Raw genomic sequence first — 26,156 nt, forward strand, 5'->3', positions numbered from 1 at the left:
AGGAACCCCCGTGCCAAAAATATCAGTGATTATTCCAATCTATAATTGTCAGGATTTTCTTGATGAATGCCTGAATAGCATCCGTAAACAGGATTACCCTGATTTTGAAGTGATCCTAGTCAACGATGGCTCCACCGACGATTCACTAGATATCTGCCAACGTTTTGCACAAGGTGATGCGCGCTTTAAAATCATTTCCCAAGAAAACCAAGGAACTTCGGCAGCCAAGAATGCTGGCTTGGAGAAAGCAACGGGTGATTATATCACCTTTGTTGATGCCGACGACTGGTTCGCCCGTGACGACACCCTCTCGTTCCTTTACCAACTACTGACCACTAATGATGCTGACGTCGCGGTTGGTAATTTCAATGAATATGAAGCGCGGGAAGGTAAATACCTCATTCATATTTTGTCTGACGACCACCCGGTCATTAATTACACACCCCATGAATGGTTTCAAAATGAATACTCTGACGATGAATACATTAGTCAATGTTTTTCCACCCCGTGGGGGAAACTATTTAAGCGCCAATTGTTTGATCACCTCCGCTTCCCGGTCGGTAAGATTGACGAAGATGACCTGACAATGTGGAAAACGTATTTACGAGCTACCAAAATCAGCTATTGTAACCTGCCAATCTACGTTTATCGAAATAATCGAGCAGGAAGTATCACGGATGTTGCCAACAGTGCCCAACTGTTTTCGTTACCCGCGATTGAGCAACGGATGACGCTAGAAAATCTGATTGCCTTTCATGACATTATCGAACGGGGCAAAAATCCGTACATCTGGCGACTGCAAAAGCATCGTAACGAAGCCCTCAAAGTGGCCGAACGTGCCAACTTCAAAGATGCCCAGCAAAAAATCACGTTAATCAATAAATATAAGCACACATTTTACTAATGGAGGAATAATCCGATGGAAACCATTTCTGTTATCATCCCCTTTTATAATGCAGGGCAATCCCTTGCTAATTGCCTTGACAGCATTACTAATCAGGACTATCCAGATCTCGAAATCATCCTCGTTGATGACGGTTCAACAGATAATTCAGCTGAAATTGTGGAAAACTATCGTCAGAATAATGATAATCTCAAAGTGCTCTATCAAGCTCATGCGGGTGCTGCAGCGGCCTTTAATCTCGGCCTTGCTGCTAGTAATGGTGATGAAATCATGTTTGTCAGCGCCAGTGACTTTTTGGGCGACAAGACTAACCTTTCAGAATTACACAGGCTTTTAGAAACGACTGATGCTGACGTCGCGGTTGCCAATTACTTTGAATTTAATAACGACGACGCAACCACCTTTATTCACACCCTTAAAGACTATCAAAAGACATTCACGCCAGAAGAATGGTTCAAGGTGGAGTACCAACAACGGGATTACCTCAACCAGTGTTTCACAAGTATCTACGGGAAACTCTTTAAAAAGGAGCTCTTGAAGATGGTGGATTTTGACAACGAAGCCAAGAGTATTAGCGATGGCACCACGTGGAAAATCTACTTAATGGCTGACCATATTACCTACGTGAACCGGTCAATGTACGTGGTTCGTCAAAATGATCACTCTGCTACTTATCGTTATGAAACCGAAGATCATCATTCGTTAGCGGCACTGGAAGAACGTACCGCGATTCTGACACTGATCGACTTCAACGTGCAAGAAGAATTAGCCGAATACGTGAACCGTCTGAAGTACCATCGTGACCACGCACTGGATAATGGTGATTACGATGACTACCTAAATGCAGTTTTGAAGTTAGAGATTATCGATCAATATAATTAATTTAAGCCGCAAAAAAGGAGCTGAGAAAAATTTTCTCAGCTCCTTTTGTATTACTAAATTAATCTTGCTTCTTGCGCTTAGTTAAACCAAGCATCCCAATTAATGATGCAAAACCAAGAGCAACCAAGCCAGTATTATCACGGTTCCCAGTTTGTGGCAACTGTGCAGCCTTTGCCTTTTCTTGAACTGGCGTGGCTGTCGTTGGTGTTGCCACAGCGGGTTGGTCAGTGGTTACCGGTTGAGTTGGCACTACCGATTGATCCGGTTCAGTTGGTGTGGCTGGTTGATCAGGAGTCGTTGGTGTTTCCGGTTGCTCTGGGGTTGGCTGTTCCACTTGTCGGTAAGTAACGTGGTAAGTGAAATTCAGTGGTTGGTCAACCGACAATTGACTCGTCTCTACCGCTGGTACTTCAACAACCGCAATGCTTGCTTGATAATTATCAATCGTTGGTGAAGTAACCGCCTTGAAGGCCCCCTCAGCTTGCCATGCACCCCAAGTAGTCTGATTATTAACCAGGTCCTTAATTCCGGTCCGGGTATAAGTAATCGTTTGTTGGTTCGTTGGTGCCGCAGTTTGGCCATCGAGATACTTGTAATCAATCGTCTCAACAGCGCTGGCCTGTTGGCTAACCGTTGTCTTGGCGTGAGTCAAGTGAACCTCAAAGATCTGATCATCATCGGTAAACAGGTCGCCTGCAGTGAAGTTACTACTCTTCAATTGGTAATGCTGATTGAGATAATCCGTAATTTGGTCTGCTGGTGCGGTAGCAAAGCTAATTGCATCACCAACTTTTCCTTGAACGGTTTCGTTCTTCAATACCTCGCCATTATTGTCATCATCAATGTACTTGATCGTGGCGGAACTGGTCTTAACGGGTTCCACAGGTTGTTCATCATGAGCATAATGGACGGTGATTACCAAATCTGCTGAGTTAGCAGTTACCGACTGGGCCTTGACCTGTTGACTAGTTGAATCTAGCACATCAGTCCCATCGGCCAATTTAGCGGAAACAACGTGATAATTTTCTGGTGCAGCAACGTCGACTTCCCCAAATTCAGCGGTCGTTGGTGTCCAGTTACCCCAACTCTTAGTACCATCAGTTAAATCTTCAGTACCGGTACGCGTAAACTTCACTGTTGCTGTATAATCATCCCGCGCTGGAGTACCGTCATCATTGATAAAGTGGACGGCCTCTGTGATCGTCTTTTCATCGTTAACTGGTTGCGTTTGGTGAGTAAAGTAAACTTTGAAGTCGGCTGACGTTGATCCATACTGACCTAACAACGTTGACCAATCTAGATTCTTCAATTGATCACCGCTAAGTGTTCCGTCCGGTGTCGTGACCTTTGCTAGTACGTAATGTTGACTAATATAGTCAGCAATCTGCGTTGCTGGATCGGTAGTGAAGCTGATGGCATCACCAACTTTGCCTTCAGCTTGTTCGTGGGATAATTCCTGCCCATTATTGTCTTCATCGATGTATTCAATCGTAGCGATCTGGGTTTGTTGTTTAGGTTTTGCCATGTAGATAACAAAACTGTTATTCGTCTTGCTTGCGGCGCCAAAAGTGTCACTATCTAACTTCGTCAGGTCAGGATCAGTTAACGATGTCTCAGTGCCATTTTGTACGCTCACGGCTTTAACAAAAGTATATCCCTGGGCAACTAATGCATCATAAGCAGCCTGCAGGCCATCAAAGGTGATGGCGGTACCCGTGCTACCTTGATAAGTAAGGCCGTCCGGTGTTAAAGTCTCCCCGTTATCAGCATCTTTAATTGTGATCGTTGCGGCAACGAGGTCGGACACATTCCCGCCACCAGTCAAGTTACCGCCAGTATATTGAATACTTGCGTACCATGGCGAACCATACGTACCTGATGTGTCAACGACTTTACCATCCTTGATTGCCGTGACGTACGCAGTCATTGGGGTCGTATTCTGCAAAGCCTCCATGAGGGCGGTATTGCCAGTTGCAGCCGACTTTTCAGGAGTCGAACCGTAGTTGCCATTAATGACCTTGTTAGCTGCCGCAAGATCTTCATCATAACTGGTAACGTCACTTGGCAGGGTGAAGTTATTAGCACTAGCTGTCGCAACAATGACCGATCCCGTTAAGCGAATTGGTACTTGACTGTTCGTATCTTTATTCGTCAACTTCACGTGCCAGGTAACATTCTTCGTGTTGGGATCAGTATCACTCGTTTCTTCCGTCTTTGTGACTGTGACATCAACGTCTGGTTTCTCACCCTTGATCTTATCCAACTTAGTATAGATCCCGTCAGCATCCGTTACTTGATCAGACATGTTCTGCTGGTCCGGAGTAGCAATGTGATCGAGAATCTGTTGTTTCATTTCATCCGCGGACAATACTGAGTAATTAATGTGGCCAGTTGGGTCGACGTGATAAGTCAGGTGAAGTTCAAATTCATCTCCATGATCCTGGGTCGAGAAAGCGACACCGTAGTTGTTATGCCAAAGAGTATTAATTTGAACTTGATTATTTTGATCCCAAGTCCGGTTAACTGAATACGATGCCCCCGTTCCAAAATGAACATTCCCGGTTGCGATCGGTTCAGCCGTATAAATGTATTGGCCCTTCACTGTGAGACCACTCTTATAAGATTTACCATTGATGGTAACGTCATTTTGTGGCGTGAAGTCAAAGCTTGTGGTGTCCTTATTGGCATCATCAGTAGCTTGATAGACGTAGACCTTCCCGGCATTAACGGATGCCTGTTGAGTATCGGCACCCCACCTTAATTGCAGTGTCACTTCTACTTGGCCGAATTGGTTAACGTTATCGTTGAAAACCAAACGATAGTAGGTCCCCATGTTGTAAACCGTACCAATCGTCTTGCCTTGGTAAATAATGTCCCCATGATCCTTGACTAACGTATTGTCATACAGTTCTTCGTCCTGATTACCATCAGAGTCAGTGTATGGCAAGCCAAGATGGAAATCAATATAGTCACCATCGTTAACAGTACCAGTAATCTTAATTGTTGGGTCAAGTTCTTCATAGCCCAGATCTGCAGTCGTTGCTCCATCCGTGGCTTTTGCGCTAATGTTAGTTACTTGGAAGTCGCTCGTATCGAGTGCTTGTTTACCTGGGACAACCGTATATGAGATAGTACCGCTTTGCTGACCATTAAAAGCGATGCTAGACGTTACCGTTGTGTACTCTTGACCACCAAAGTTGTAGGTGTAAGTTGAGCCACCATAACCAGGGAAGTCAGGGAGTAAATTCCCGCTCACCCCTAATAATAATTGTTGATTACTCCATTGAGTGTATGTATGAGCACCCGCACCATTGCTGGTGGCAGTGATCTTAGCTTGGATCACCAGTGGCGATGTCCATGAAGGGGTTTGCGCTAAGGTAATTAAGAAGACCCGTTCTTCATCTGGTCCAACGTTTCCTAAGTCCTGAACATCGGAAATCGCAAACTGATAATCGGCGTTATTACCGCTGACAATTGACAAGTCACTCGTCGTGGCATCAAAGCCGGCCGGGATAATCAACAAGTATTGTGAGGAGCGATCATAGGTTACCGTCCGGACAGAATTGGAGCCATTCCCGGATTGAATAACATATTGGATGGTATCCGTATCACCAGCTTGGTAGGTTGATTGCGCCTGCCAGTTAACCGTGCCAGAGAAGACCGGCACAGTAGTATCATACTGGCTTGATTGATCCGCATTTACCTCTGCTTGCGCACTAATCATCGCTGTTTGATCAGTAGTTGCTGCCGTGGTCGTTGCGGTCGTGTCAGTGGCAATCCCAGTTTGGTTGGCTGAATCACTGGTGCTTTGTGTTTGCGAATTTGTTTGTCCATTAGTAAGCGTTACTTGCTGGCCCTGAGTAGCATCTCCTGAATTAGTCGTTGTTACATCAGTGGATTCGGCAACCTCCGAATTTGCATCGGCATGGGCTACTCCTCCCAAAAAGAAAGTGGTCCCCAAAAGAACAGAAGCCACGCCCACAGTTAACTTTCGTAAAGCAAACCGTTGTTTTTGTTGGCTCATCCGTGTTTGTTCTAATTTTTTATTATTAGTTGATAACATGTTTGTTAACCTTCCTTACTCCCTTTATAATCATCTTTTACTATAAATCTAATTATACAAATGTCAATTTGATAATCGTTTGATATGGACAATCTAAAAAGCCTCAATTAACGTGATCTATCAAATCCATTGATCTACCCACGTTTTGTGCTTTAGGTTAAATTCGTTCATGAATCAATTTATATGTGGATTCATGATCAATTGTTCATATATATTAGATGACAATATAAAAACAGTTCTCGCCAAAAGTGAACGAGAACTGTTCAATATTTTATAGAAGTTTAGTGGTGAATGTTTTTGATGGCTGCCACAACACCAGCAACATCATCGTTAGCAAACGTTTGGTAATTTGGCTGATCCTTAAACCGTTCGGTTGCAACCTCTTCAAACGAAATTACTGGAATCCCCTTTTGAACGTATTGTTCAATCATTCCTTCGTCCTTACTACCATAATTGATATCTAAGTAACCATCGGCAGAATTTAACATTTGTTGAGCAGTATAAGCCGTCATCGAAGGGTACAGATGAACATTGGGGTACTCTAAGGCCTTGATTAACTTGGAGCCCATTAACGTGTAGGCGGCCACATTGAATTCGTAATTGGGGAGGGCCTTTGCAAGCTCGTAAAGATCCTTAATATTTTCATCATTGGTGAAGGTAAAGAGCGTGGCCTGCTTATCTGGTACCGCCACACTCGGGAGCGCAGCATGCTGAGCAATTTCGTCATATTCGAGATTGCGATATTCCCACCACTTATCACGCAACCGTAGTGAATTCGTGGTCATCCAAGGCTTACTGTTGGTGGTGTAGTGAATAATGGTGTATGGTTCAGCCTTCTTAAGTTCATCTTCGTAGCGGTCCACGTCATCATGTTGCCAGAATGTCACCAGGTCACCACCAACTTGAACATTGTACGTCCCAGGCAACGTCAAATGGCTGTCTTTGAATTCATCATTCAACAACGTTTGATCGTTATCTGCTGGTGCGTTCTTGCCCCGTTCCAAAAGATCGTGAACAAAGTTGGTCTGCCGTAATTTGGCATTATCCATCAATAGCACGCCGGCATTAAAGAAGTCGCCAAAGTAATCATCAGCAGCCGCAACCGCATTCCCTTGTAAATCCATGTTAAAAAGGTCATCGAGGTTCCGGTCCACAATCACATCCGCATCTAGATACAATACCCGCTCTGCTGGGATTAAATCCGGGATCAAGATCCGGGCATATGTCATTTTGCTGAGGTAGTCAATCGTGACCTGCTCATCATTTAGCAATGCCGGATCAATCTTGGTATCAATCACTTTGACATTGACCGAGATCAACCGTTGATTCATGTTAATGAACCATTCCTGGGGAAGATCCTCATTAATCACATAGATGTTGACATCACGGTTGTTATACGCGATTGATTTGATTAGGGTTTCTACGGGCATCATATAATTTGGGTCGGTTGAAATAGCAATGGCTTTTTCCATAATAATCTCCTCAACTGTTCTTCTGAATGATCGCTGATAATAATTCAGCATTCTTGCTTAAATGAAAATTAGTTGTTTGCATGCTACCTTGTAAGTACGATCGGTAATCCGCAACCAAATCTTCGGGATCAAAACGAATCAATTGGAATAAACTGAACTGTTCCTCAGCAATCCGTTTCTGGTAAGGCGCGGGGTTCTGACTATCAACTGCCGAACCTTGTCGTCGACGGTAGATATAATCAGTTTGATTATTAAACACTAAGCGGCTCGCTTTCAAATACAGTTGCCAAATCATGGCGGCATCTTCCGCCATCGTTAGTTGATCAGCAAAATGAGCATGCTCAAATAACTTGCGCCGAAATAATTTCCCCCACATCACCACCGGGGTAAATACATCAAAGTAATCATGGCAAGCCGCTAACCAGGTTGCAGGATGGTAAATTCCATTCAAGGATTCATCTTCGGGATTAGGAGTTTGATTAACGTAATACTTATCGTTAATCAGCAACAGATAACTAGTCATCGCAATATCAGCGTTACCATCTTCAATTAAAGAAACCAAATGCTCGCAGTAGTTCTCAGACACTTTATCATCCCCGTCCACAAAGCATAGGTATTCACCAGTTGCATGACTAATACCGTTGTTACGGGCCACACTAACCCCTTGATTATCTTGATGGAACACTCGAATGCGTGAATCTTGATGGGCATATTCCACACAGATTTTTAATGAACCATCGGTTGAGCCATCATCAACTAGGATGATTTCTAAATTATGATATGTTTGTTTCAAAATACTGTCTAAGCAATCTTTCAGGTATTTTAAACAGTTATACACCGGGACAATCATTGAAACCTTCGGCGTTTCATCTACCATTTTATAATTCCCACCTATTTTTGATTTAAAAAGTTAACGTAATTCCAATATTCAAAATGGAGACTTCCACGTACGTTATGAGGAATCTTATTCCACCATTCTCCCAAACTACCATTAATATTGCAATCAGGAATCATTACCGAAGACTTGACCTCTGGAACATTGCGCCCTGTCAGCAAGACCTTATGACGATAAGGTAGTTTATCAAACGCTTTAAAATCATCATCACTATATGGCTCTCCGTATGCATCGCCACCGATAACATAGATATTATCATAATTAACTCGTTTGGCCCGTTCTACCCACTTGCGTTTGGCATCATCAAAGTCATGGTAGTGATTAAAATAAATTCGAATCTGACGTTCAGCATTTCCTAAAATTCCTACTGGAAACGGATGATTATCCTTAGTATCTTCAACCATTTCGGATTCAAGATAGAATCTAAGATGTTTTACAAAATCACAAAAATCAGCTGGAAAAAAGAAGAGATTGATTGTTGGTGATAAAAATTTCATGCCCATTTGGTGATAGATATATCCACCAACACAGTTTTGGCAAATAATTGTAAAATCATGATTTTTGAGCTGTTGACGACGAATTACTAATGGTTCGTCAACAAATGGAATTGTCGATTGCAACTTTACTCACTCCATCTATTATTTATTTCATCATATGAAATAGATATTCTAAATCTAATTTTACCATAGTCGGACTATAATTGATGAATCGATTTAATTTGTTAATTATTATCATTAATGATTGCTAAGTGATCACTTAATTTGCCCCAGCACATACTGGTCACAAAAGGTCACGACCCGACTTTGCCAGAACAGGCCAACAACCGTCCCGATATTCACCGCAAAGACCACTTGGTTATGCAAGCCGCACAACACGACGATAATGATTGGCAAAATCATATTGAAGTCCTGCATGAACCGCCCATTGAAATGGTGCTTTAAGGTCACCGACAAATCGTCATGTGGATGGCAAAATTGGCAACTCTGGTAGATCGCTAAACCGACAAAGGCGGTTGTTAACCCTAACAGGTCGAAACCAAGCCGCCACCAGATCATGAGGCGGTCAATGCCAAAGAAGCGCCACCAGCCAGCAAACCACTGCATCAAAATACTGTAAGGCAGCAAAAAGCCAAACTCTTTGAGGATCCCGCGCCAATCCCAACGCCGGGCAATCAGTGCATTCAGTAAAATGACCACCGTGCCTTCGGTAAAGATTGTCTCCGTCATGGTCCAGCCCATGGTATGCATGATATTAACAATTGAGGCCGGCCACGGCATGCTCCCCATGTTGGTCACGATGGTCATTGAATGCCCGATTGAATTTAAAATAATTGCCCCTGCGATTAAAAACCAGCGCCGCATGTTGTCACCTTCTATTAGGTTCATCTTACAACTAAACAGGATGTGATGACGGAAATTTATCATCACACCCTGTTTAGTTTATAAATTATCCAATGCTTGTTTTAATTCTGCAGTCGTATAAATCTTGCCATCTTCGAAGCCATGGAATGGGTGCAGGCTTTCAAGAGCCGCAGCCTGGTAACGTTTGGCCCGTTGCAAAGCATATGCTTCCAATGAACCGTCTTGGACATAGTTCAGCAGTTGCGCACTGGGGGGGCAAAGCGGGATTCAAGACCCGGTCCTCTAATTCATCCAGAATTTCCGTGTATTCTGGGCCGTGAAATTCATAATCGGAGGTCAGGATACCCTCCTTCACCCCTTCTTCAATCCGGTCCATTTCGATCTCGATCCCCATTGTGAAATCAGCCGTTTGGACCACAGCCTCGTTTTGAAAGATTAAGTTTCCGACCTTGCAAAACATGTGATCATCAGCTTTATTAGAGCTTTTCAATTTTTATCATCATACTCTAATTTTAGTGGAAGTCAATATGAAAAAAGCTCACTTTTCATCCTTTGAATCTGAAAGTAAATGAGTATCACGAGCCGCTTCCTCCAGGTTCTTTTCGTTCTGTTGAAGAATCTGCAACCGTTCTTTCAAGGTTTGCTCAGCATAATCGGCCACTAATAGCTCAAACTCGCTGAGGTCACCCGTATCTTGTGCGTGTGACAGCGCTTGCATATATTCACTTCTCGACCGTTGATCTGGTTGAATATTAATGACCGGATATCCAGCTTGGGTGAGCGCAAAATTCATTAACAAGCGCGCTGTTCTCCCATTACCATCAATAAAAGGATGGATAGTCACAAATCGGTAATGCAAATCTGCCGCATACTTAACCGGATGTTCATTCTCAACAGCATGATTGGCCCAATCAACTAACTCTTGCACCTGAAATGGGATTTCCAAAGGTGACGTATAATGCCGATCCTCCCGTCCGTTTGGCCAAACCTCAATTGCCCGGTATGCACCGGCTTCTTCCCGTTGGTCTGTATTTTTTAACATCACCAGCCGATTTAAATCACGAATCATGGTGATAGATAATTTTTGTTTGCGACTGACCAAGTCAAGCATGTAATCATAGGCCTGATTCAAATCTACTGCCGCCATGACGTCTTTTAAGGGAACTTCATGCACTGTCATTCCAGTATCGAGAATCGAAGCCGTTTCATAACGGTTCAGTGTACTACCTTCAATCGCATTTGACGACCAAACATGTTCAATTCTAATATTCTTTTCCAGTTGTTCAGCCTGCGTTTTACTCAATGGACGATACGAGTCCATTTTTGTTTTTAATTCGGATAAGGTTGTTAACTTACGGTTTAATTCACCATTTTTGGTCAACGTACTCATCTCCCATAGTTCTTTTCTTTTATCTTATCATGGTTAATTCTACTTGAAACTGTGTACTACGGACACAAAAAAGCTCACTTAATCCTTTTTAATTGCTCGTAAAAGCCTTCATGTGAACCGGCCAGAATAACAATAATCAGCAAGCTGTCCGCATTAATTTGGTAAGCAACCCGGTATGTCGTTTCCTGGTAATTGAATCCAGCTGTGTAAAATTCTCTCAAATCCCCCTTCTTTTCTCGACCGATGTAAGGATTCGCCGCTAATTCACCATAAATTAAATCAACAAATTTGCGCTTTAATTGCCGGTTTTTGATTTTCTTTAGGTACTTCAGGACCCGCTTAGTCTGTTTAACATCATAAACCAATTTCTTTTTCAAACTCCTCCCTGCTCATCGCGGGTTGGCTCCTTGTTTCTATTTCAGCTTCATCAATTAGTTTGTCCATGGATTGTGACAAATGATGCTTGGCATGTTTATATTGTTCAATCAGCTTCTCGCCTTCATAGCCCTCCCGAACTAAATCAGTCAAAATTTCCTCATCAAAATTAAAAAAGTCATCTTGATTGACGAATTCAAAAAAAATTCCCCGATTCGTCAATTGTGGTTTCAAAGCAGTTCCTGCTGTGACGTTGAATGACTTCGGAATAGTTACCATTACTGCATTCCCTTGCTTACGAGCTTTAACAATATCCATATCGCTATCACCTCATAATCATTTTACATTCAATTTCAGTAATTACAAGTAATTACTGAAATCAAACTAAAAAACGCCCTCCCCAGAGGACGTTGCACTGAACAGCAGCGGTGAAGTAGGATGAGCATTGGACCGCTGTCAATGATGTTTTTACAGGAGTTGAATACCAGCTGTGGCACACTTTTCACGCATGTCGGCTGGCCAAATGCTGGCTTGAACTTCACCAACATGGGCTTTGCCAAGCAACAGCATACATAAGCGGGATTGACCAATCCCACCACCGATCGTGTATGGCAATTTCCCTTCCAACAACATCTTGTGGAATGGCAGGCTTTCACGATCAGCAGCCCCAACTTGTTCTAGCTGGTACTTCATTGATTCAGGACTGACCCGGATACCCATGCTGGAGATTTCCAGTTTCTTTTGTAACGGTTCGTACCAGAAAATGATGTCACCGTTGAGGGCCCAGTCGTCGTAGTCGGGGGCCCGACCATCATGCGGCTTGCCAGAACGCTTCAATTTGTCACCAATCTTCATCACAAAGACACAGCCAAGCTCTTTAGCAATCTTGTCTTCCCGTTCCATCGGGGTCAGATCCGGCCAGCGGTCTTCCAATTCTTGGGTCGTTACGAAATGAATTTCGTCTGGTAAATGATAAACCGCTTGGGGGAACTTGTACCAAACTTCATGTTCCATGTGCTTGATGACTTTGAAAATCTTGCGCACGGTGTCTTTCAAAGTTTCCTCGTTCCGTTCATCCTTGGCGATGATCTTCTCCCAGTCCCATTGGTCGACGTAGATGGAGTGGAAGTTATCCAAATCTTCATCCTTACGAATGGCGTTCATGTTGGTGTACAGACCTTCGTGCATGCCGAAACCGTAACGTTTCAAAGCAAGCCGCTTCCATTTTGCCAATGAGTGAACGACTTCAATGGTTTCACCAGGCAGAGCCTTCATTTCAAAGGACACCGGTATTTCCACCCCGTTCAAGTTATCGTTCAAACCAGTACTCTTTTCAACAAACATTGGGGCTGACATCCGCTGCAAGTTCAGTTCCTTACCAATTTCATCCTGGAAGGTTTCCCGAATGTAGCGAATAGCGGCTTCGGTTTCGCGGATTGATAAACGTGGATCGTAGTCCTTAGGGATAATTAATTCTGTCATAACTATGCACTCCTTAATATTGCTGAATTGGGGCGCAAATAAAAAGCCTTCCGTCCCTGCAATCATGGGACGAAAGGCTTCTTTCCGCGGTGCCACCCAAGTTATCTAGTCGAAGACTAAATCACTCAATAAGAGTACTAACATACTCCGCCAGCGGTAACGTGCTGGAAACGACTAAGCCTACTTTGAAAACCATTTGGGTTAGCAACTTGGAAAGGGTTTTTCAATATCACAGGGTCGGCTAAGTTTCCACTATCCTTAGCTCACTTGACGAATGACAATACCTACTCGTCTTTCTCATCGTTTTTTAATCAATTTGTTAGATATTATAATAAACCTATTTTTCAAAAAGGCAAGGACTTTTTCTAATTTTTTTAGAACACTTTGCCATCGTATGGTTTAAAGATAACATCATGGAAGTCAAAAGTGGCCACTTCACTCATTTTGATGATTTGGGTGTTTCCACAGCCCACCATGAGGTTCAACGGAATGGTGACTTCATCATCCGGCACCACGACAACATTTGGTTTGTGAAGCGCATAAAGCACCCCCTGTTCATACGCCTGACCGACGTCCGGCTTGCTAGGCATGAAGAAACCAATCCCCATGTCATTGCCGTACATGGCATGCATATCCATCTGGTAAGTATTCTGCTGCCAAGTTAAATCATCCATGACCTCGGGATGTTCATTGACGTTGATGTCATGAAATTGGTGGCTGAGGGGGTGGTGACTGTACTTCAAAGAAACGGTCTTATTTTGTCCTAAAGCCGTCAGTCCTTCCTCCATGAACTTAATTTCTTCTGGGCTAAACCAGGAACATTGGATGTAGGCCCGGACTGGGGAAACCCCAGTATTTTCAGTAATGTCAACGTACTCTTTGCCAGCTAGCTTCACGGTTGTTTCCATGATCATTCCTCCAAAAATGTAAATTAGATTTCCATTTTAACACAAAAGGCGCTGACAAAATGGTCAGCGCCCGTTTGATTAATGCCGCATTCCTTCGTAGTTGCGGCTAACGACTGTAATTAAAATAATTGCTAAGACACCAAAAACTGCTCCGATATTGCCGACGTTACTCAATGATGAGAAGCGAACCGTTTCCGCTGCCGCCAGTGACCCCAGCGAAATCCCGATATTCGCAAAAATCGAGTTAAGTGATGAAGCAAGGTCCAGGGATTGTGGGTATTCCTTTTCCGCAATGTCTAAGAACATCAACTGGGTAGAGGCCCCATAACTAGCGAAGGTGATACAGAGAATCGCTACAATCGCAATGGCGAGCCACTTGAAGTGGAAAGCCGGAGCTAGGGCCACCAAGAGAACCGTCATCACCACGTAGACCCCCGGCAAACGATGCACCCCACCGTTGTCAGCAAGGAGGCCCCCAAACTTATTGCCGATGATGAAGAAAAGCCCCATCATAAATAGCAACCAGTTCAACCAGGTGTTATCAAAGCCCATCAAATTAGTAATGATTGGCCGCACGTAGGTATAGAAAGTATAGTCCGCGGCACAAACGGCAATCACAAAGATGGAACCGATCAAGACCCGCTTATCCTTAAACAGGGAGAACTGGTCACCCAAGTGGCCAGCCACTTGCGGCGTGTCGTGAGGAACTAACCACACTAGCAGACCAAAGACCACAATCGTAAGAACTGTGATCATCCAGAAACTGTCGTGCCAGGAAAAATGCTGGCTAATCACGGTTCCTAATGGGACCCCAATGACGGAGGCAATACTAAAACCGGCAAACACCCACGAGACCAGGCTGGCCCGCTTGTCCCGCGGGGCAACGTAGCTAGCTAAAACCAACACAATGGAAATAATGGCCCCGGCTACGGACGCCGTCAACATCCGTGACAACAGCAGCGACGGATAATTAGTGGCCAGTGCCGTCCAGGTATTCCCAACAAAAAAGACCACCATCAGCGTGAGTAAGACGTGGTGCCTCTTCCAGCGGTTGGCCACCGAAGTAATCACTGGCGTAAAAACCGCATAGATTAAAGCAAACATCGTCACGAGGTACCCTAAGGAAGAAAGGGAACTGTGATATTCCTTTGCAATATCGGGTAAGACCCCAACGATCATGTATTCATTACATCCAAGCATAAACGCAACGAACACGAATAAAATAGCTTGTAAACGATATTTCGACATCATTTTGCCCTCGCCTGTCGAAATTAATTCGACCCTGACGTCCTTTCATAAAAAATTCGCACATTCCATTGTACGAAAATTATGGTCGTAAATCTACTCACCATCCCGGAAAAATCAAAAGTGGTAAAATATTGGGCAAGAAGACGAGGAGGGTTGCAAAATGGAAATGACGATTACAGATGCCGCTGGCCAATGGTTGATCCAAGAGCTGCAATTAAAAGCTGGTGACGGTGTGAAATTCTTCGCCGCTTCGGATAAAATTCCGGCCGAGCATGGTCCCAAACAGGGCTATGCGAAGGATAACCACCCCGACCGCCCAATTTATGAAATTGAAAAGGACGGGATTAATTACCACGTCAACTTTGATGATGACTGGTTCTTTTCGAACCTCACCACCACGGTTGACTATAATGACCAGGATGGCCTGACCTTTACCTTTGCTGGTGGTCCCGATACGGTCGCGGGGGCTTCCATTAACTATGAAAAATATCTCATGTAATGCCCCCTTGACTTTCTCATTATCTTTTAATAATATAACGGTAATCTAATAATCTCACTGACGAGATGAGTATTTAAGTCACTGATTGTACAGAGAGCCATGATGATGAGAAACGGTCAATTACCCTTAAAGAAAATGGTCTCATAATTAAGGGTAAGTGGTGAATCATTAGCCACTTACGGGTCCGCCCGTTATCGCGCATGAGTCTCTGCAAGGGTACTCAAGAAGGGACTTGTTGTGAAGCAAGCCTAAAAACGGGTGGTAACACGTTATCAGTTCAACGTCCTGTGAATTGCCAAGGCAATTCGCGGGGCGTTTTTTCATTGAGGAGGAATAATCATGACAGAATCATTGAAAGAATACACATTCCAACACTGGCAAGACTTTAGCGACCTATTACGCTTTAAAACCATCGCGGCGCAAGGCATTGGCATCGAAGCCACCAGTAATTGGCTCGTTGAACAATTTAAACAATTAGGTGCCAACACGGTCGAAAAATGGAACGACCAGGGCGGTAATCCCGTCATTTTCGCCGAATTTTCTGGCAAGGGTGACCAAACCGTCCTGTTCTACAACCACTATGATACCCAACCTGCCGAGCCACTTGACCAATGGGACACGAAGCCGTTCGAACCTACCGTGATTGATGACACCCTCTTTGCTCGCGGAGCCAGTGATGATAAGGGCGAACTCATTTTTCGCCTCACCCTTCTGAAATATTATCAAGAACATGGCGGCCTGCCCGTGAACGTGAAGTTCTACGTTGAAGGAGAAGAAGAAATCGGCAGTAGCCATGTCATCAAATACACCCAGGCCCACGAAGACCAACTTCAGGCTGATGCAGTGGTTTGGGAAGGCGGTGCGAAAAACGCTGAAGGCCAACTCACAATCACCGGTGGTCTCCGCGGCATTTCCTGCCTGGAACTGTCAGTGACGACCGCCAATACCGATCTTCATTCTTCCAAAGCTTCATACGCAGAATCGGCTCCTTGGCGTTTAGCCAAGGCGTTGGCCTCACTACGGGATGACCATTCAAAAAAGATCCTCATTGATGGGATTTACGATGACGTGGATGAATTAACACCCGCCGAACAGGAACTGATCGAACAAATTAATTTCGATCCCGCTAAGGTCGCCGCCGCTGAAGGTCTGACCCAACCACTCCTGACCAAAACACCAAAGCGCGACCTTTCCAATGAACCCACAATTAACATTGAAGGGATTACCGCGGGCTACCAAGAAACAGGCGTCAAAACCGTCCTCCCACGTTTTGCCTCAGCTAAACTGGATTTCCGTTTGGCACCGAATCAAAATCCGACCCGAATTCCAGAATTGGTCCGTCAGCAACTCGCCAAGAATGGATTCGCTGATGTGAAAGTCAAATACTTGGTTGGTCAACCGGGATACCGCAGTGACGTAACCCACCCGTTTGTTAAATTAGTCCACCGCACTGCCCAGACTATCTATGGTCAAGATGGGGTGGAATACATTCCAAACAGTTTTGGGGCCGGACCCGCTTACGCGTTTGGGCGGCTGCTCAAGTTGCCAGTCTTGAGTTTCGGGCTTGGTAATGCTAATTCCCACGTCCACGGGGCCAATGAAAATATCCGCCTGAGTGACGCAGTCCAAACGGTTACGTTACTGGATCAAATTTTGCAATCATTATAAATGAAAACAAGTTCGACACGAATTGGTGTCGAGCTTGTTTTTTAATCAATTCCATTAATGCCGTTTTCATATGTCCAGTCTAACAATGGAATGACATTACCTGAATCGTAATAATCTGAGATTAATTGATTCCAAGTTCCCCACTTTGCCAACGGAACATTAATCAAACCAGCCCCATGATCAATCATGATCTTGTTAGCAACAAGTGTAGCAGTCCGTTTATTGCCGTCCCAGAAAATTTGCTGACGCATATTATGGTACATCAAGCGCATTGCTTTCTCGGTAGTACTTTTATTCGCTACTAATAATGATTGAAGGTAATTAGTTTCATCCTGTTGACTAACTGTCGGTGGTGTAAATTCACCATTTAAAGTATTGACTAACCCATTTCCAGTCCGTAAATGGCCTGGGTCAAGTGAATCGAATTTAGCGACAATTGCATTCACTTTTTCTTCAAATTCGAGTGAAAGCTTTTCATCATCATTAATAATAAATTGCCAACCACGTTTTAATTGGACAATTGTATTGATATCATCAATTGAAACACCATCCACTCCCAATCCATCAATGATCGTTTGGGTTTGTGGCATGGTAGTATTAATACCTTCGAATCGCGAATTAGTAAAAACTAAACGGGTGAGGTTCATTTTTGCTAACCGCCGATTTTGTTCTTGAGTTAATTCATATTTATCATCATACTTCACGGTATTAACGACCTCATCTTTGATTTATTATTCTCAATACACGCCTAAACTAACCTTGGCATAGTCACTCATCCGGTCGCGGGTCCAGCGTGGCGACGTAATAAATTCAACATCCACGTTGTTCACCTCTGACACCCGCAACACCGCATCCTTAACCATTTTGGCTAACACACCGGTGAGTGGGCAACCCAAAATTTCGAGGGTCAATTCAACTAAGCAGATCCCGTCATCATCCAGGTCAATGCTGTAAACAAAGCCCAGGTTTACAATGTCCATCCGCAATTCCGGGTCGATGACGGTGGCGAGTTCTGCAACAATCTCATTTTTTATGGTTTCTGGATCTCTCATGATCATCACCACTACGCATCATGACCAAAGATTTTCGCTTTGATTGCCTGACCAGTTGGGGTGCCGGCTAAACCACCAATTCCGGTTTCCCGCAGCGAAGTTGGCATTTGCTTGCCGACCTTATCCAGGGCCATGATACATTCATCCGCCGGGATTTTGCTGACGCAACCGGCTAACGCCAGGTCCGCCGCGACGAGCGCATTGGCAGTGCCAATCGCGTTCCGTTTGACACACGGAATTTCGACCAACCCGGCGATCGGGTCACACACCAGACCCAGCAGGTTGCTGATGGCAATTGAGAGGGCCTCGGCACTCTGTTGTGGGGTGCCACCCGCGGCTTCAACGGCAGCAGCCGCGCCCATGGCCGAAGCACTCCCCACTTCCGCTTGGCAACCACCAGTGGCCCCCGCAATACCGGCGTGGTTCGCAATGACCAGACCAAAGCCACCAGCGGTAAAAAGGAAACGAATCAGGCCGTCTTCGTCAAGATCCAAGCGTTCTTGGAGGGCCTCAATGACGCCTGGTAAGGTGCCGGCTGATCCCGCCGTCGGGGTCGCACATATCACCCCCAGGGCCGCATTAACTTCACTCGTAGCCATTGCGGCCTGGACAGCGCCCATCATGATGTCACCAGACAATGATTTGTGGTGTTTCCGGTACTCGCGGATTTTCACCGCTTCGCCACCGGTCAGGCCCGTGGGTGAGTGGACGCCTTCACCGGTCTCCCCCTTCGTAACGGCTTGCCGCATGGTATTCAAATTATGCTTCATCTTGTCCCAGATTTCTTCTCTGGGCATACCGGAGCTCTCAACTTCAGCGTTGATGATTAATTCTGATAACGGTTGACCAGTCTCTTCGGCCTTGGCCACCAGTTCTTTAATGCTATCAAACATGATTAACCCTCTACTTTAGGCAGACAATCCCTTTGAACTTTTCTTTGAGTTCCGTAATTTGTTGGGGCTTCAAATATTTAAACATATCAAATTCGTACAACTCGCCATCGTGGACCAGCTTGGTTTGCTGCTTTTTGAGCTTGGCGCTCTTATCCAGCATCTTGGCGAGGACCTTCACTAATGGCTTATTTTTATCATGATCAAGGTACAGCACGATTGGCAACGGACCAGCCGGGTGCAATTCCACCCCTTGGACCCGAATCGAACGGATCTCAATCGCTCCGCCCCCAACTGAGCAACCGCCCACTTGAGTTTGGTGGTGGCCACCGTCAGATAAGTCCAGGATCGCCGTGTTCGGATGGTCAATTGGACTTGGCCCATCCTCTTCGACAAAGCGAATGTCGATTCCCGCCTGCTTAGCTAACTCCGGCGCCATTGGCACCCGGGCATCATCCGGTGGAAAACCCATGATGCCGGCCGCAATTGCAAAATCAGTCCCGTGACCACGGTGCGTTTGGGCAAATGATTCATAATAATGGACCGTCACCTTTTTGGGCACTTCCTGAAAAATTGTCCGTGCCGCCCGGCCGATCTCAACCGCCCCCGCCGTATGCGAACTCGAAGGGCCAACCATGACGGGCCCAATAATATCAAAGACGCTTCGGTAGTTACCACTCATTACCGTACCCTCCCTTTGTGTAATTTGTAACTTAATTATAAAGCGTTTTAACTTGAAAATGGGCTGTGATCATCAAATTTAATGAGATCACAACCCATTTTTTAGTCATTTGTAATTTCGTCTAGAATTCTAAACATTACCTGCCGATTTTCAGCGGGTACTCCATGGCGAAGGATCTCCGCCGGGGTTTGGTGGAGGTCATTGCCGTCCAGGGCGTATTCACCATCATTGACGACCATTTCACGGACATTATCGACCAGCGGTTCAAAGTGGAACTGCAAGCCAACCATGTTATCCAGGATGAACCCCTGATTTTTGACAAGGTCACTGGAGAACAATAATTCGCCGCCGTCCGGAATCGTGAACATCTCCTGGTGCCAGTGCAGGGCCGTTAGTTGCTCCGGAATTCCGGCAATGCGGGTTGACTGCCGATAAACGGGCGCCCAACCAACTTCCTTATGTGGTGACGCCATCACTTGTCCGCCGAAGGTCATTGAGATCTGTTGGGCCCCAAAACAGGCGCCGAAGATCGGCTTGCCTTGCGCGTGGACTGCTCGAATCAACTCCCGTTCTTGGTGGATCCATTCATCGTTATCATGCGGACTCATTGGTCCACCTAAAATGACTAGCAACTCCGTTTCAGCCGCCGTGGGGAGCTTGCCAAACTGCGCTGGGTGGTACACGTACATCTCATGATGGTGGGCATGGGACCATTCTTGTATTGACCCCGGCCCCTCATTTGGCGTGTGCTGTAAGACATTGATCCGCATTTTATCACCCTCCGTTAGTTACTATTGGCAATCCGGGTAAAGTTGCTAGCCACATCGACGTTAGCAGTGGGTTTACAAGTCGGGTCACCATTGTTAGTTTGGTCGACCAGGGCGACCGGTTGACCGTGGTGGAAAGCAAAAAAGTAGGTAATCCGTCCTACTGGCCCTTCGCCAGCCTGATGGTCATAGTTGTAAATGGCGACCACATTATAATCATATGGTCCCTTTCCGGTGGGGGCCCAACCGATGGAGCCACCGTCCGGAGTAACTTCTTTGCTAAGGCCACTTGGGTAGTCCATGCCCACATTGGTATGGAGTTCGCCACTCCCACTATACTTAACATATGACTGGTGCATTGATGGTGCCCACGAATTAATAAATTCCTCTAATTGTCGATCCTTGGAACTGTTCCACAGGGCACTGCTGTGACTCTGACTAGTACTGCTGGTCGTCGAACCATCCTGACTCGTGGTGGCCTGACTGGACGACGTGGCCGAACTGCTTTGCGTTGCCGGATTCCGGTGGTTCGTTGGCGAGCTTTGCCCACAGCCTGCCACCAATAGGACCGAACCAGCAACCATTAAACCTGCGATGATTTTTTTCATTTTCAATTTTCCTCCCGTTTCATAACCATTATCCCCGATTGATGCCTATTTGTCACGGACAAAGGTCAATTCAGTCGGCGTTGATAATTCGGCAACGAAGTGGTAGCCAATGTTAAACTCTTGCACGGTCGCCAACGTGGTGGCCTCCCGACTAGCTAGGTAGCGGACCATATTGCCACGGGCCATCTTGGCCAAGGTCGCCTTTTGCTTGTACTTACCGGCCACCGCTTCTACAAATCGGCAGGTGACAAACCGGCGCTCGTCCGCCACGTAGGGTTGAATCGCCTTACTATACTCCTGCGAAGCTAAATTCAAAACGAGGTCATTCTCCTGATACAGTTGATCCGCAAGGCGCTGGCCCCAAAATTGATAAAGGTTCTTCGTTCCGGCAACCCGGGCACGGTCACCCATCCCCAACCGATATTGCACGATCCCGTCAAAGGGCCGCAGGAGACCGTAAAAGCCAGAGAGAATCCGTAAATGCTCCTTAACATACACCAACTCCTGGTCGGAAAAAACATCTGGTGCCATATACTGGTACTGGAGACCAGTAAAGGCAATCAGGGCTGGCGTCAAATCCCGTTGCAAATCCATCTGGTGGACCCACGCATAATTTGGCCGCGCAATTTTGTCACTGCAGTTCCACCAAAGCTGGTGAATTTCTGGGTAGGTCAACCCCCGCAAATACTGCAAAATTTGCCTGGTTTGGTCCAAAAATTGTGGTAACTGGGTGGTGGGAAACGAATCGGTATCAGTTTGCATCCGCCTGGCTGGTGAAATAATAATTTGCATTTTAACTCCTTTTCCGAACTCTCTAGCAACTATCAGTGATTAATGTTGGCAAATTTGTGATTTTCTTAAAAAGACTATTGCATAATGTTTGGAAGTACGATATATTAACGGGTGTTGGGGTAGGACCTCCTGGGTTACTGTCCACCGGAACGGAATGTGAACGGTGAAAGAAGGCATTGCCGCCTTGGTTGTCCGCATTCACCACTCGACGATCCGTCAATGTGTTCCCTAACAAAATAATTCTTTAGGGAGGTTGATTGACCATGTCAATTCTATCATTTTCCGGTCCCCGGTGGACCACCCGTTACCTGACCCTGGCCGCCATGTTGACGGCCGTCGAAGTTGTCCTCGGAAAAATTTCCGTGGGTGACCCGACCTTACTCAAGGTCAGCCTGAGTTTTATTGCGACCGCATTAGTCGGCTACTTCTTAGGCCCCTGGATGGGTGGGCTGGTGATGATCGTCAACGATCTGATCAGCAACACGATTTTTAACACCGGTGGTGGAATGTTCTTCCCAGGTTACACCTTCTCCGCCTTCATCAGCGGCGTGATTGCTGGTCTCTTCTTATATCAGCAACGGGTCACCTGGCAACGAATCTTTGTTTATGAATTTTTCCAAATCTTGATTTCCAACGTCTTCTTCAATACGTTGTGGATCTACGTGATGAGTTTGAGTAGCCATTCATCGAGTACGACCTTCATGGCCCTCCTCGCCATCCGGTTACCCAAAGAAGTCATTTCCTGGCCAATTGAATCCTTAGTGATTCTGGTCATTCTCAAAGCATTTAGTAAAATTAAATTACCATTACAACAATAAGCAAGAAGCCACGTTGCCGATCAGGCAGCGTGGCTTCTTTTACTTTTTCCAAAGGAAGTTATTGATTAATTTGAAAACTTTTTGATTTTCGTGCAGTTTACTGTGCTGCGCGTTTTTCCCGTGGAGAATGACAAAACGGTAAGATGCCGGCCGGTTGCCTAGCATCGTTTTGACATCTTTGGAGGCCTCATTGGGGATCCGGCCGTCCGAATCGGAGCCATCATCCAGATTCCCCGCAATGTTTAACACCTGGGCGTGCGGATAAACGTTCTTGAGGTTTGTCATGTGACTACCAATTTGCCGAAAGGCCTCGCCCTGGGTTGCGTCGGTCACCCCCGCCCCCGCCAGGACGACCTGCTTTTTCAGGGTTGGCATTCCCTTTTGGGTTCCATAATCATTAATGAAACTAAAGGCATCGGTGTTCCCCATCGAATGGGCAACGAGGTTATAAGATTTGATCCCATCGCGCTTCTGGAGGGTCGTAATCACGTTGCGAATGTAACGGGCGCCAACGGCCATGTTGGTTTGCCGGTTATTCGCCAGGTTGACCTTCACAATCGGGTTACGTTTTCCCTTGATCGTTGGCCCCACAATCGTCACGTGCCCATTAGTGGTGACGTTGGCATTGACCACCGTCTTGGTGATGCCAGCCTTCTCCGCCGCCTTAACCATCGAACTTTCCGCCCGGGAACTACTCCCGTAACCGTGGATAAAAATTGTCGGGGTGGTTGAGTTCACCCACTTGCTACTAGTCGTCCGTTGTTGGCCACAGCCACTTAGGCCAATCACCATCAGGACACTACTCAGCCCCAACCAAAACCATTTTTTCATTATGAACGCCTCTTTTTTAATGTTGAAATTCTTGCCGGTTCGTGTGGAAGAACTGGGCAATCACTAATGCTAAACAGAGAATCGCAAAACAGGTAATGAAGCCGACTTGGATTCCCCGCGCTGAAGTCCCAATGTGATAATGATTATCCGTCAGGTTAACCATTGCGACCACGAAGGCCATCCCAAAGCTGGCCGCAATCTGCCGAGTGGTGTTGAACATCGCTACCCCATCCGGCAACTGTTCGTTCGGCAAAATTCCCAGGGCCTGGGTCTGGAGCGGGATCAGCAGCATCACAATCCCCAATTGCCGGACCCACTGCCAAACTGCCGCAAACACGGCCCCGCTGTGAACCCCAATGAAGGCCTGCATGGCGGTTCCAAACAGGTCGACGATCAGGCCGTAAGTGACCATCCACCGAATTGGGTACCGGTCAAATAATTTTCCACTAATCGGTGACAATAACCCCGTCGAGAGGGCCCCTGGCAAGATTACTAAACCAGAAACGAAGGCGCTTTGGTGCATCACATTTTGGACCAGCAATGGTAACAAAATCGTGTTGCCATACATCGTGGAAATTAACAGGCAGTTGACCATCACCGCGATCGTAAATTGCGTGTGGCGGAAAATTCGCAGGTTCACAAAGGGGTGTTGGCTATGCCATTGGGTACCGACAAAGAGAATTAGGAAGAGGAACCCGAGAAAGAGGGCGCCAGCGACTCCGCAACTGACGAACGGTTCGGTCCCAAAGTTGGAAAAACCGTTTAAAAGGAACCACAGCATTAAGGAACAGGTCACTAACCCCGTCACATTAAATTGCGGATTTTCGGGCGTGCTGAGGTGGGGCATGACGAGCCAAGACAGCACCAGGGTAATTACGATGAACGGTAAGACTAAAATAAACAGGTAGCGCCAGTTAAAGAAATCTAGAATTAGCCCCGCTACCGACGGTCCAATAATGGGTGAAAAATTAAAGGCGAGGCCGACAATTCCCATCACAGAGCCCTGATGGCCATTAGCAGCATATTTCATCGCCATCACGTTGACAAGGGGCATCATAATTCCTGAGCCAACGGCCTGGATCATCCGCCCGGCCACGATAGTCGGAAAGGTTGGCGCACAGGCGCCGAGTAACGTGCCAAGGCCAAAAATGGCCGTGAAAATTAAAAACAGGTTCCGGTAAGAATACTTTTTTATCAAGTAGGCACTGACCGGGATCATGATGGCATTGACCATCATGTAACCGTTGCTAATCCATTGGACCCGTGCCGACGAAAGGCCATAAACCCGCATCAGGGTGGGCAACGCAATGTTCATCATCGTTGAACACATAATCCCGAAGAAGGTCCCCAGAATCATCACACCCAACACGAATTTTTGTTTGCGACTCACTACTTTTCTCCTTTATTGTCAACTGAACAAAACAGTTTTAAGGATACGCGAAATGAGCGCAAAAAACAAACATTTTTATAAAAAAAGTTGCTCCAACATCTCAAAGAATGGGGCAACTTTTATTAACTAGCTAATCACTAACCTTAATGTAAGACTTGATGACTTTTCGATCAGCCATTGCTTGGTAGGCGGCATCAATGTCGTCCAAGCTGAAGGTCTTCGTAAAGACCTTTCCAGGGTTGATCTTGCCATCCAAAACGGCCTTCAACAATTCTTGCTTGTCATAAGTCGTGACGGAAGCGGGACCACCGGCAATGGCGGTGTTCGTGTAGAACGGTGTTGTCATGTCCATCGCTGGCGTATGCGGTAAACCAACCCGACCAACGGTGGCACCCGGACGCGCCACCTTAAGGGCGGTATCCGTTGATTGTTCAGTTCCAACACATTCTAAGACAGCATCCGCACCACTGCCGTTCGTCAAGTCCATAATCGCCTTCACTGCATCGTCACCCCGTTCGGCAACGTTGTCAGTGGCACCGAATTCAACGGCCAATTGGTGACGATCTTCGTGCCGGCTCGTGGAAATGATCCGGCTGGCGCCACGTAGCTTGGCCGCAATAATTGCGGACAGGCCAACGGCCCCGTCACCCATAACCACAACGGTGTCACCGGGCTTGACGTTGGCTACCCGCGCAGCGTGGTAACCAGTGGCCATCACGTCGGCCAGGGTCAGCAGAGACTTCAACATCCCTTCGCTGTAGTCACTTGGCTTGCCGGGCACCTTGACTAATGCCCATTGGCCGTGTTGGAACCGCACGTATTCCGCTTGGGTTCCTTCTGAGAAGTTATCACTGTGGTCTTGACAAACCCCATCGTAGCCGGCTAAGCAGGCCGCACAATGACCACAGCCGTGGGTAAATGGTGCAATGACGAAGTCACCAGGCTTGACGGTGGTAATGTCATCACCGACTTCTTCCACGATCCCTAACGCTTCGTGACCGGAGTTTTCTGAATTAGGTTCGACATTATTAATGCCCCGGTAGTTCCAAAGGTCCGAACCACAAACACAGGCCCGGATTACCTTTAAAATCACGTCATCCGATTTTTGAATCGTTGGCTTTGGTGAATCGACGATCTTCATTTCGCCGGCTTTTGCTAAAATTGCGTTTTTCATCATTC

The 26,156-nt window shown here is 46.1% G+C and carries 26 protein-coding genes, 1 pseudogene, 1 riboswitch and 1 other annotated feature; of the genes and pseudogenes, 5 read left to right on the forward strand and 22 right to left on the reverse strand.

Annotated elements, in window-relative coordinates; genetic code table 11:
- Nucleotides 1–10 precede the first annotated feature (10 nt).
- Together NFR43_RS06475 and NFR43_RS06480 are read left to right on the forward strand one after the other, a co-directional pair.
- Nucleotides 11–904: a glycosyltransferase family 2 protein gene (locus NFR43_RS06475; RefSeq protein WP_251547632.1), complete on the forward strand. Its 894-nt coding sequence runs from the start codon at nt 11–13 to the stop codon at nt 902–904.
- A gap of 15 nt (nt 905–919) precedes the next feature.
- A complete protein-coding gene (locus NFR43_RS06480; RefSeq protein WP_251547633.1) occupies nt 920–1,786 on the forward strand; it encodes a glycosyltransferase family 2 protein in 867 nt (288 codons plus the stop codon).
- 58 nt (nt 1,787–1,844) lie between these two features.
- Here NFR43_RS06480 and NFR43_RS06485 read toward each other — a convergent pair whose 3' ends face one another.
- The 12 genes and pseudogenes from NFR43_RS06485 to NFR43_RS06540 form a co-directional block, all read right to left on the reverse strand.
- Entirely contained in the window at nt 1,845–5,849 is a 4,005-nt protein-coding gene (locus NFR43_RS06485) for a mucin-binding protein (protein WP_251547634.1), read from the reverse strand.
- Between the two features lie 281 nt (nt 5,850–6,130).
- Nucleotides 6,131–7,321 carry a glycosyltransferase family 8 protein gene (locus NFR43_RS06490; protein WP_251547636.1) on the reverse strand — a complete coding sequence of 397 codons (1,191 nt, stop codon included), beginning with the start codon at nt 7,319–7,321 and terminating at the stop codon, nt 6,131–6,133.
- 10 nt (nt 7,322–7,331) lie between these two features.
- Complete coding sequence (locus NFR43_RS06495; protein WP_251547638.1) at nt 7,332–8,198, reverse strand: glycosyltransferase family 2 protein; 867 nt, start codon at nt 8,196–8,198, stop codon at nt 7,332–7,334.
- Between the two features lie 14 nt (nt 8,199–8,212).
- Nucleotides 8,213–8,836 carry a DUF1919 domain-containing protein gene (locus NFR43_RS06500; protein ID WP_251547640.1) on the reverse strand — a complete coding sequence of 208 codons (624 nt, stop codon included), beginning with the start codon at nt 8,834–8,836 and terminating at the stop codon, nt 8,213–8,215.
- Nucleotides 8,837–8,968: 132 nt separating this feature from the next.
- On the reverse strand, nt 8,969–9,577 hold the full coding sequence (locus NFR43_RS06505) for a sugar permease (RefSeq protein WP_251547642.1): 609 nt from the start codon (nt 9,575–9,577) through the stop codon (nt 8,969–8,971).
- Nucleotides 9,578–9,655: 78 nt separating this feature from the next.
- Nucleotides 9,656–9,893, reverse strand: a pseudogene (locus NFR43_RS06510) (glutamate--cysteine ligase); the annotation flags it as partial.
- Between the two features lie 222 nt (nt 9,894–10,115).
- The gene (locus NFR43_RS06515; RefSeq protein WP_251547828.1) at nt 10,116–10,898 is read right to left on the reverse strand and encodes a Fic family protein; all 783 of its coding nucleotides are present in this window, start codon (nt 10,896–10,898) and stop codon (nt 10,116–10,118) included.
- 143 nt (nt 10,899–11,041) lie between these two features.
- Complete coding sequence (locus NFR43_RS06520) at nt 11,042–11,332, reverse strand: type II toxin-antitoxin system RelE/ParE family toxin (protein ID WP_309295936.1); 291 nt, start codon at nt 11,330–11,332, stop codon at nt 11,042–11,044.
- On the reverse strand, nt 11,322–11,660 hold the full coding sequence (locus NFR43_RS06525; protein ID WP_251547645.1) for a toxin-antitoxin system: 339 nt from the start codon (nt 11,658–11,660) through the stop codon (nt 11,322–11,324). The genes NFR43_RS06520 and NFR43_RS06525 overlap by 11 nt, the downstream gene beginning before the upstream one ends.
- Nucleotides 11,661–11,810: 150 nt before the next feature.
- Complete coding sequence (gene asnA, locus NFR43_RS06530) at nt 11,811–12,824, reverse strand: aspartate--ammonia ligase (RefSeq protein WP_251547647.1); 1,014 nt, start codon at nt 12,822–12,824, stop codon at nt 11,811–11,813.
- A 62-nt stretch (nt 12,825–12,886) separates the two neighbouring features.
- Nucleotides 12,887–13,134 (reverse strand) — a binding site (T-box leader).
- A 64-nt stretch (nt 13,135–13,198) separates the two neighbouring features.
- The gene (locus NFR43_RS06535) at nt 13,199–13,732 is read right to left on the reverse strand and encodes a nucleoside 2-deoxyribosyltransferase (protein WP_251547648.1); all 534 of its coding nucleotides are present in this window, start codon (nt 13,730–13,732) and stop codon (nt 13,199–13,201) included.
- Nucleotides 13,733–13,810: 78 nt separating this feature from the next.
- The gene (locus tag NFR43_RS06540; protein ID WP_251547831.1) at nt 13,811–14,980 is read right to left on the reverse strand and encodes an MFS transporter; all 1,170 of its coding nucleotides are present in this window, start codon (nt 14,978–14,980) and stop codon (nt 13,811–13,813) included.
- 160 nt (nt 14,981–15,140) lie between these two features.
- Between NFR43_RS06540 and NFR43_RS06545 the strand changes: the two genes are divergently transcribed.
- Complete coding sequence (locus NFR43_RS06545; RefSeq protein WP_251547649.1) at nt 15,141–15,479, forward strand: HesB/YadR/YfhF family protein; 339 nt, start codon at nt 15,141–15,143, stop codon at nt 15,477–15,479.
- Nucleotides 15,480–15,818: 339 nt separating this feature from the next.
- A complete protein-coding gene (locus NFR43_RS06550; protein ID WP_251547650.1) occupies nt 15,819–17,147 on the forward strand; it encodes a M20/M25/M40 family metallo-hydrolase in 1,329 nt (442 codons plus the stop codon).
- Between the two features lie 41 nt (nt 17,148–17,188).
- Here NFR43_RS06550 and NFR43_RS06555 read toward each other — a convergent pair whose 3' ends face one another.
- The 7 genes from NFR43_RS06555 to yaaA form a co-directional block, all read right to left on the reverse strand.
- On the reverse strand, nt 17,189–17,794 hold the full coding sequence (locus tag NFR43_RS06555) for a Fic family protein (RefSeq protein ID WP_251547833.1): 606 nt from the start codon (nt 17,792–17,794) through the stop codon (nt 17,189–17,191).
- Between the two features lie 90 nt (nt 17,795–17,884).
- Entirely contained in the window at nt 17,885–18,199 is a 315-nt protein-coding gene (locus tag NFR43_RS06560) for a metal-sulfur cluster assembly factor (RefSeq protein WP_251547651.1), read from the reverse strand.
- Between the two features lie 11 nt (nt 18,200–18,210).
- Nucleotides 18,211–19,092: an L-serine ammonia-lyase, iron-sulfur-dependent, subunit alpha gene (sdaAA, locus tag NFR43_RS06565; protein WP_251547652.1), complete on the reverse strand. Its 882-nt coding sequence runs from the start codon at nt 19,090–19,092 to the stop codon at nt 18,211–18,213.
- 10 nt (nt 19,093–19,102) lie between these two features.
- The gene (gene sdaAB / locus NFR43_RS06570; protein WP_251547653.1) at nt 19,103–19,771 is read right to left on the reverse strand and encodes an L-serine ammonia-lyase, iron-sulfur-dependent subunit beta; all 669 of its coding nucleotides are present in this window, start codon (nt 19,769–19,771) and stop codon (nt 19,103–19,105) included.
- Between the two features lie 101 nt (nt 19,772–19,872).
- On the reverse strand, nt 19,873–20,541 hold the full coding sequence (locus NFR43_RS06575; RefSeq protein ID WP_251547654.1) for a type 1 glutamine amidotransferase: 669 nt from the start codon (nt 20,539–20,541) through the stop codon (nt 19,873–19,875).
- 14 nt (nt 20,542–20,555) lie between these two features.
- On the reverse strand, nt 20,556–21,146 hold the full coding sequence (locus NFR43_RS06580) for a DUF4767 domain-containing protein (protein ID WP_251547655.1): 591 nt from the start codon (nt 21,144–21,146) through the stop codon (nt 20,556–20,558).
- A 45-nt stretch (nt 21,147–21,191) separates the two neighbouring features.
- Nucleotides 21,192–21,938, reverse strand: a complete 747-nt coding sequence (gene yaaA, locus NFR43_RS06585; protein ID WP_251547656.1) for a peroxide stress protein YaaA — start codon at nt 21,936–21,938, stop codon at nt 21,192–21,194.
- 113 nt (nt 21,939–22,051) lie between these two features.
- Nucleotides 22,052–22,144, forward strand: a riboswitch (THF riboswitch).
- 57 nt (nt 22,145–22,201) lie between these two features.
- On the opposite strand from yaaA, the gene NFR43_RS06590 reads away from it, so the two are divergent.
- Nucleotides 22,202–22,756: a folate family ECF transporter S component gene (locus tag NFR43_RS06590; RefSeq protein WP_251547657.1), complete on the forward strand. Its 555-nt coding sequence runs from the start codon at nt 22,202–22,204 to the stop codon at nt 22,754–22,756.
- Nucleotides 22,757–22,795: 39 nt separating this feature from the next.
- Here NFR43_RS06590 and NFR43_RS06595 read toward each other — a convergent pair whose 3' ends face one another.
- From NFR43_RS06595 to NFR43_RS06605, 3 genes are all read right to left on the reverse strand, one after another.
- The gene (locus NFR43_RS06595; RefSeq protein ID WP_251547658.1) at nt 22,796–23,587 is read right to left on the reverse strand and encodes an alpha/beta hydrolase; all 792 of its coding nucleotides are present in this window, start codon (nt 23,585–23,587) and stop codon (nt 22,796–22,798) included.
- 16 nt (nt 23,588–23,603) lie between these two features.
- Nucleotides 23,604–24,977 (reverse strand): DHA2 family efflux MFS transporter permease subunit, encoded by a 1,374-nt coding sequence (locus NFR43_RS06600; protein ID WP_251547659.1) that lies wholly within the window; start codon nt 24,975–24,977, stop codon nt 23,604–23,606.
- Nucleotides 24,978–25,107: 130 nt separating this feature from the next.
- Nucleotides 25,108–26,151 (reverse strand): zinc-binding dehydrogenase, encoded by a 1,044-nt coding sequence (locus tag NFR43_RS06605; protein WP_251547660.1) that lies wholly within the window; start codon nt 26,149–26,151, stop codon nt 25,108–25,110.
- Nucleotides 26,152–26,156 lie beyond the last annotated feature (5 nt).

The sequence above is a fragment of the Limosilactobacillus caecicola genome, assembly GCF_943192935.1.
GTDB classification, from domain to species: Bacteria; Bacillota; Bacilli; order Lactobacillales; family Lactobacillaceae; genus Limosilactobacillus; species Limosilactobacillus caecicola.

What these genes read in the sequence shown, in the direction of transcription:
- NFR43_RS06480 (WP_251547633.1), top strand. Translation starts at nt 920, where the DNA reads ATGGAAACCATTTCTGTTATCATCCCCTTTTATAATGCAGGGCAATCC.
- NFR43_RS06485 (WP_251547634.1), bottom strand. Translation starts at nt 5,849, where the DNA reads ATGTTATCAACTAATAATAAAAAATTAGAACAAACACGGATGAGCCAA.
- NFR43_RS06490 (WP_251547636.1), bottom strand. Translation starts at nt 7,321, where the DNA reads ATGGAAAAAGCCATTGCTATTTCAACCGACCCAAATTATATGATGCCC.
- NFR43_RS06495 (WP_251547638.1), bottom strand. Translation starts at nt 8,198, where the DNA reads ATGGTAGATGAAACGCCGAAGGTTTCAATGATTGTCCCGGTGTATAAC.
- NFR43_RS06505 (WP_251547642.1), bottom strand. Translation starts at nt 9,577, where the DNA reads ATGCGGCGCTGGTTTTTAATCGCAGGGGCAATTATTTTAAATTCAATC.
- NFR43_RS06515 (WP_251547828.1), bottom strand. Translation starts at nt 10,898, where the DNA reads ATGGACTCGTATCGTCCATTGAGTAAAACGCAGGCTGAACAACTGGAA.
- NFR43_RS06525 (WP_251547645.1), bottom strand. Translation starts at nt 11,660, where the DNA reads ATGGATATTGTTAAAGCTCGTAAGCAAGGGAATGCAGTAATGGTAACT.
- asnA (WP_251547647.1), bottom strand. Translation starts at nt 12,824, where the DNA reads ATGACAGAATTAATTATCCCTAAGGACTACGATCCACGTTTATCAATC.
- NFR43_RS06535 (WP_251547648.1), bottom strand. Translation starts at nt 13,732, where the DNA reads ATGGAAACAACCGTGAAGCTAGCTGGCAAAGAGTACGTTGACATTACT.
- NFR43_RS06540 (WP_251547831.1), bottom strand. Translation starts at nt 14,980, where the DNA reads ATGTCGAAATATCGTTTACAAGCTATTTTATTCGTGTTCGTTGCGTTT.
- NFR43_RS06545 (WP_251547649.1), top strand. Translation starts at nt 15,141, where the DNA reads ATGGAAATGACGATTACAGATGCCGCTGGCCAATGGTTGATCCAAGAG.
- NFR43_RS06550 (WP_251547650.1), top strand. Translation starts at nt 15,819, where the DNA reads ATGACAGAATCATTGAAAGAATACACATTCCAACACTGGCAAGACTTT.
- NFR43_RS06555 (WP_251547833.1), bottom strand. Translation starts at nt 17,794, where the DNA reads ATGAACCTCACCCGTTTAGTTTTTACTAATTCGCGATTCGAAGGTATT.
- NFR43_RS06560 (WP_251547651.1), bottom strand. Translation starts at nt 18,199, where the DNA reads ATGAGAGATCCAGAAACCATAAAAAATGAGATTGTTGCAGAACTCGCC.
- sdaAA (WP_251547652.1), bottom strand. Translation starts at nt 19,092, where the DNA reads ATGTTTGATAGCATTAAAGAACTGGTGGCCAAGGCCGAAGAGACTGGT.
- sdaAB (WP_251547653.1), bottom strand. Translation starts at nt 19,771, where the DNA reads ATGAGTGGTAACTACCGAAGCGTCTTTGATATTATTGGGCCCGTCATG.
- NFR43_RS06575 (WP_251547654.1), bottom strand. Translation starts at nt 20,541, where the DNA reads ATGCGGATCAATGTCTTACAGCACACGCCAAATGAGGGGCCGGGGTCA.
- NFR43_RS06580 (WP_251547655.1), bottom strand. Translation starts at nt 21,146, where the DNA reads ATGAAAAAAATCATCGCAGGTTTAATGGTTGCTGGTTCGGTCCTATTG.
- yaaA (WP_251547656.1), bottom strand. Translation starts at nt 21,938, where the DNA reads ATGCAAATTATTATTTCACCAGCCAGGCGGATGCAAACTGATACCGAT.
- NFR43_RS06590 (WP_251547657.1), top strand. Translation starts at nt 22,202, where the DNA reads ATGTCAATTCTATCATTTTCCGGTCCCCGGTGGACCACCCGTTACCTG.
- NFR43_RS06595 (WP_251547658.1), bottom strand. Translation starts at nt 23,587, where the DNA reads ATGAAAAAATGGTTTTGGTTGGGGCTGAGTAGTGTCCTGATGGTGATT.
- NFR43_RS06605 (WP_251547660.1), bottom strand. Translation starts at nt 26,151, where the DNA reads ATGAAAAACGCAATTTTAGCAAAAGCCGGCGAAATGAAGATCGTCGAT.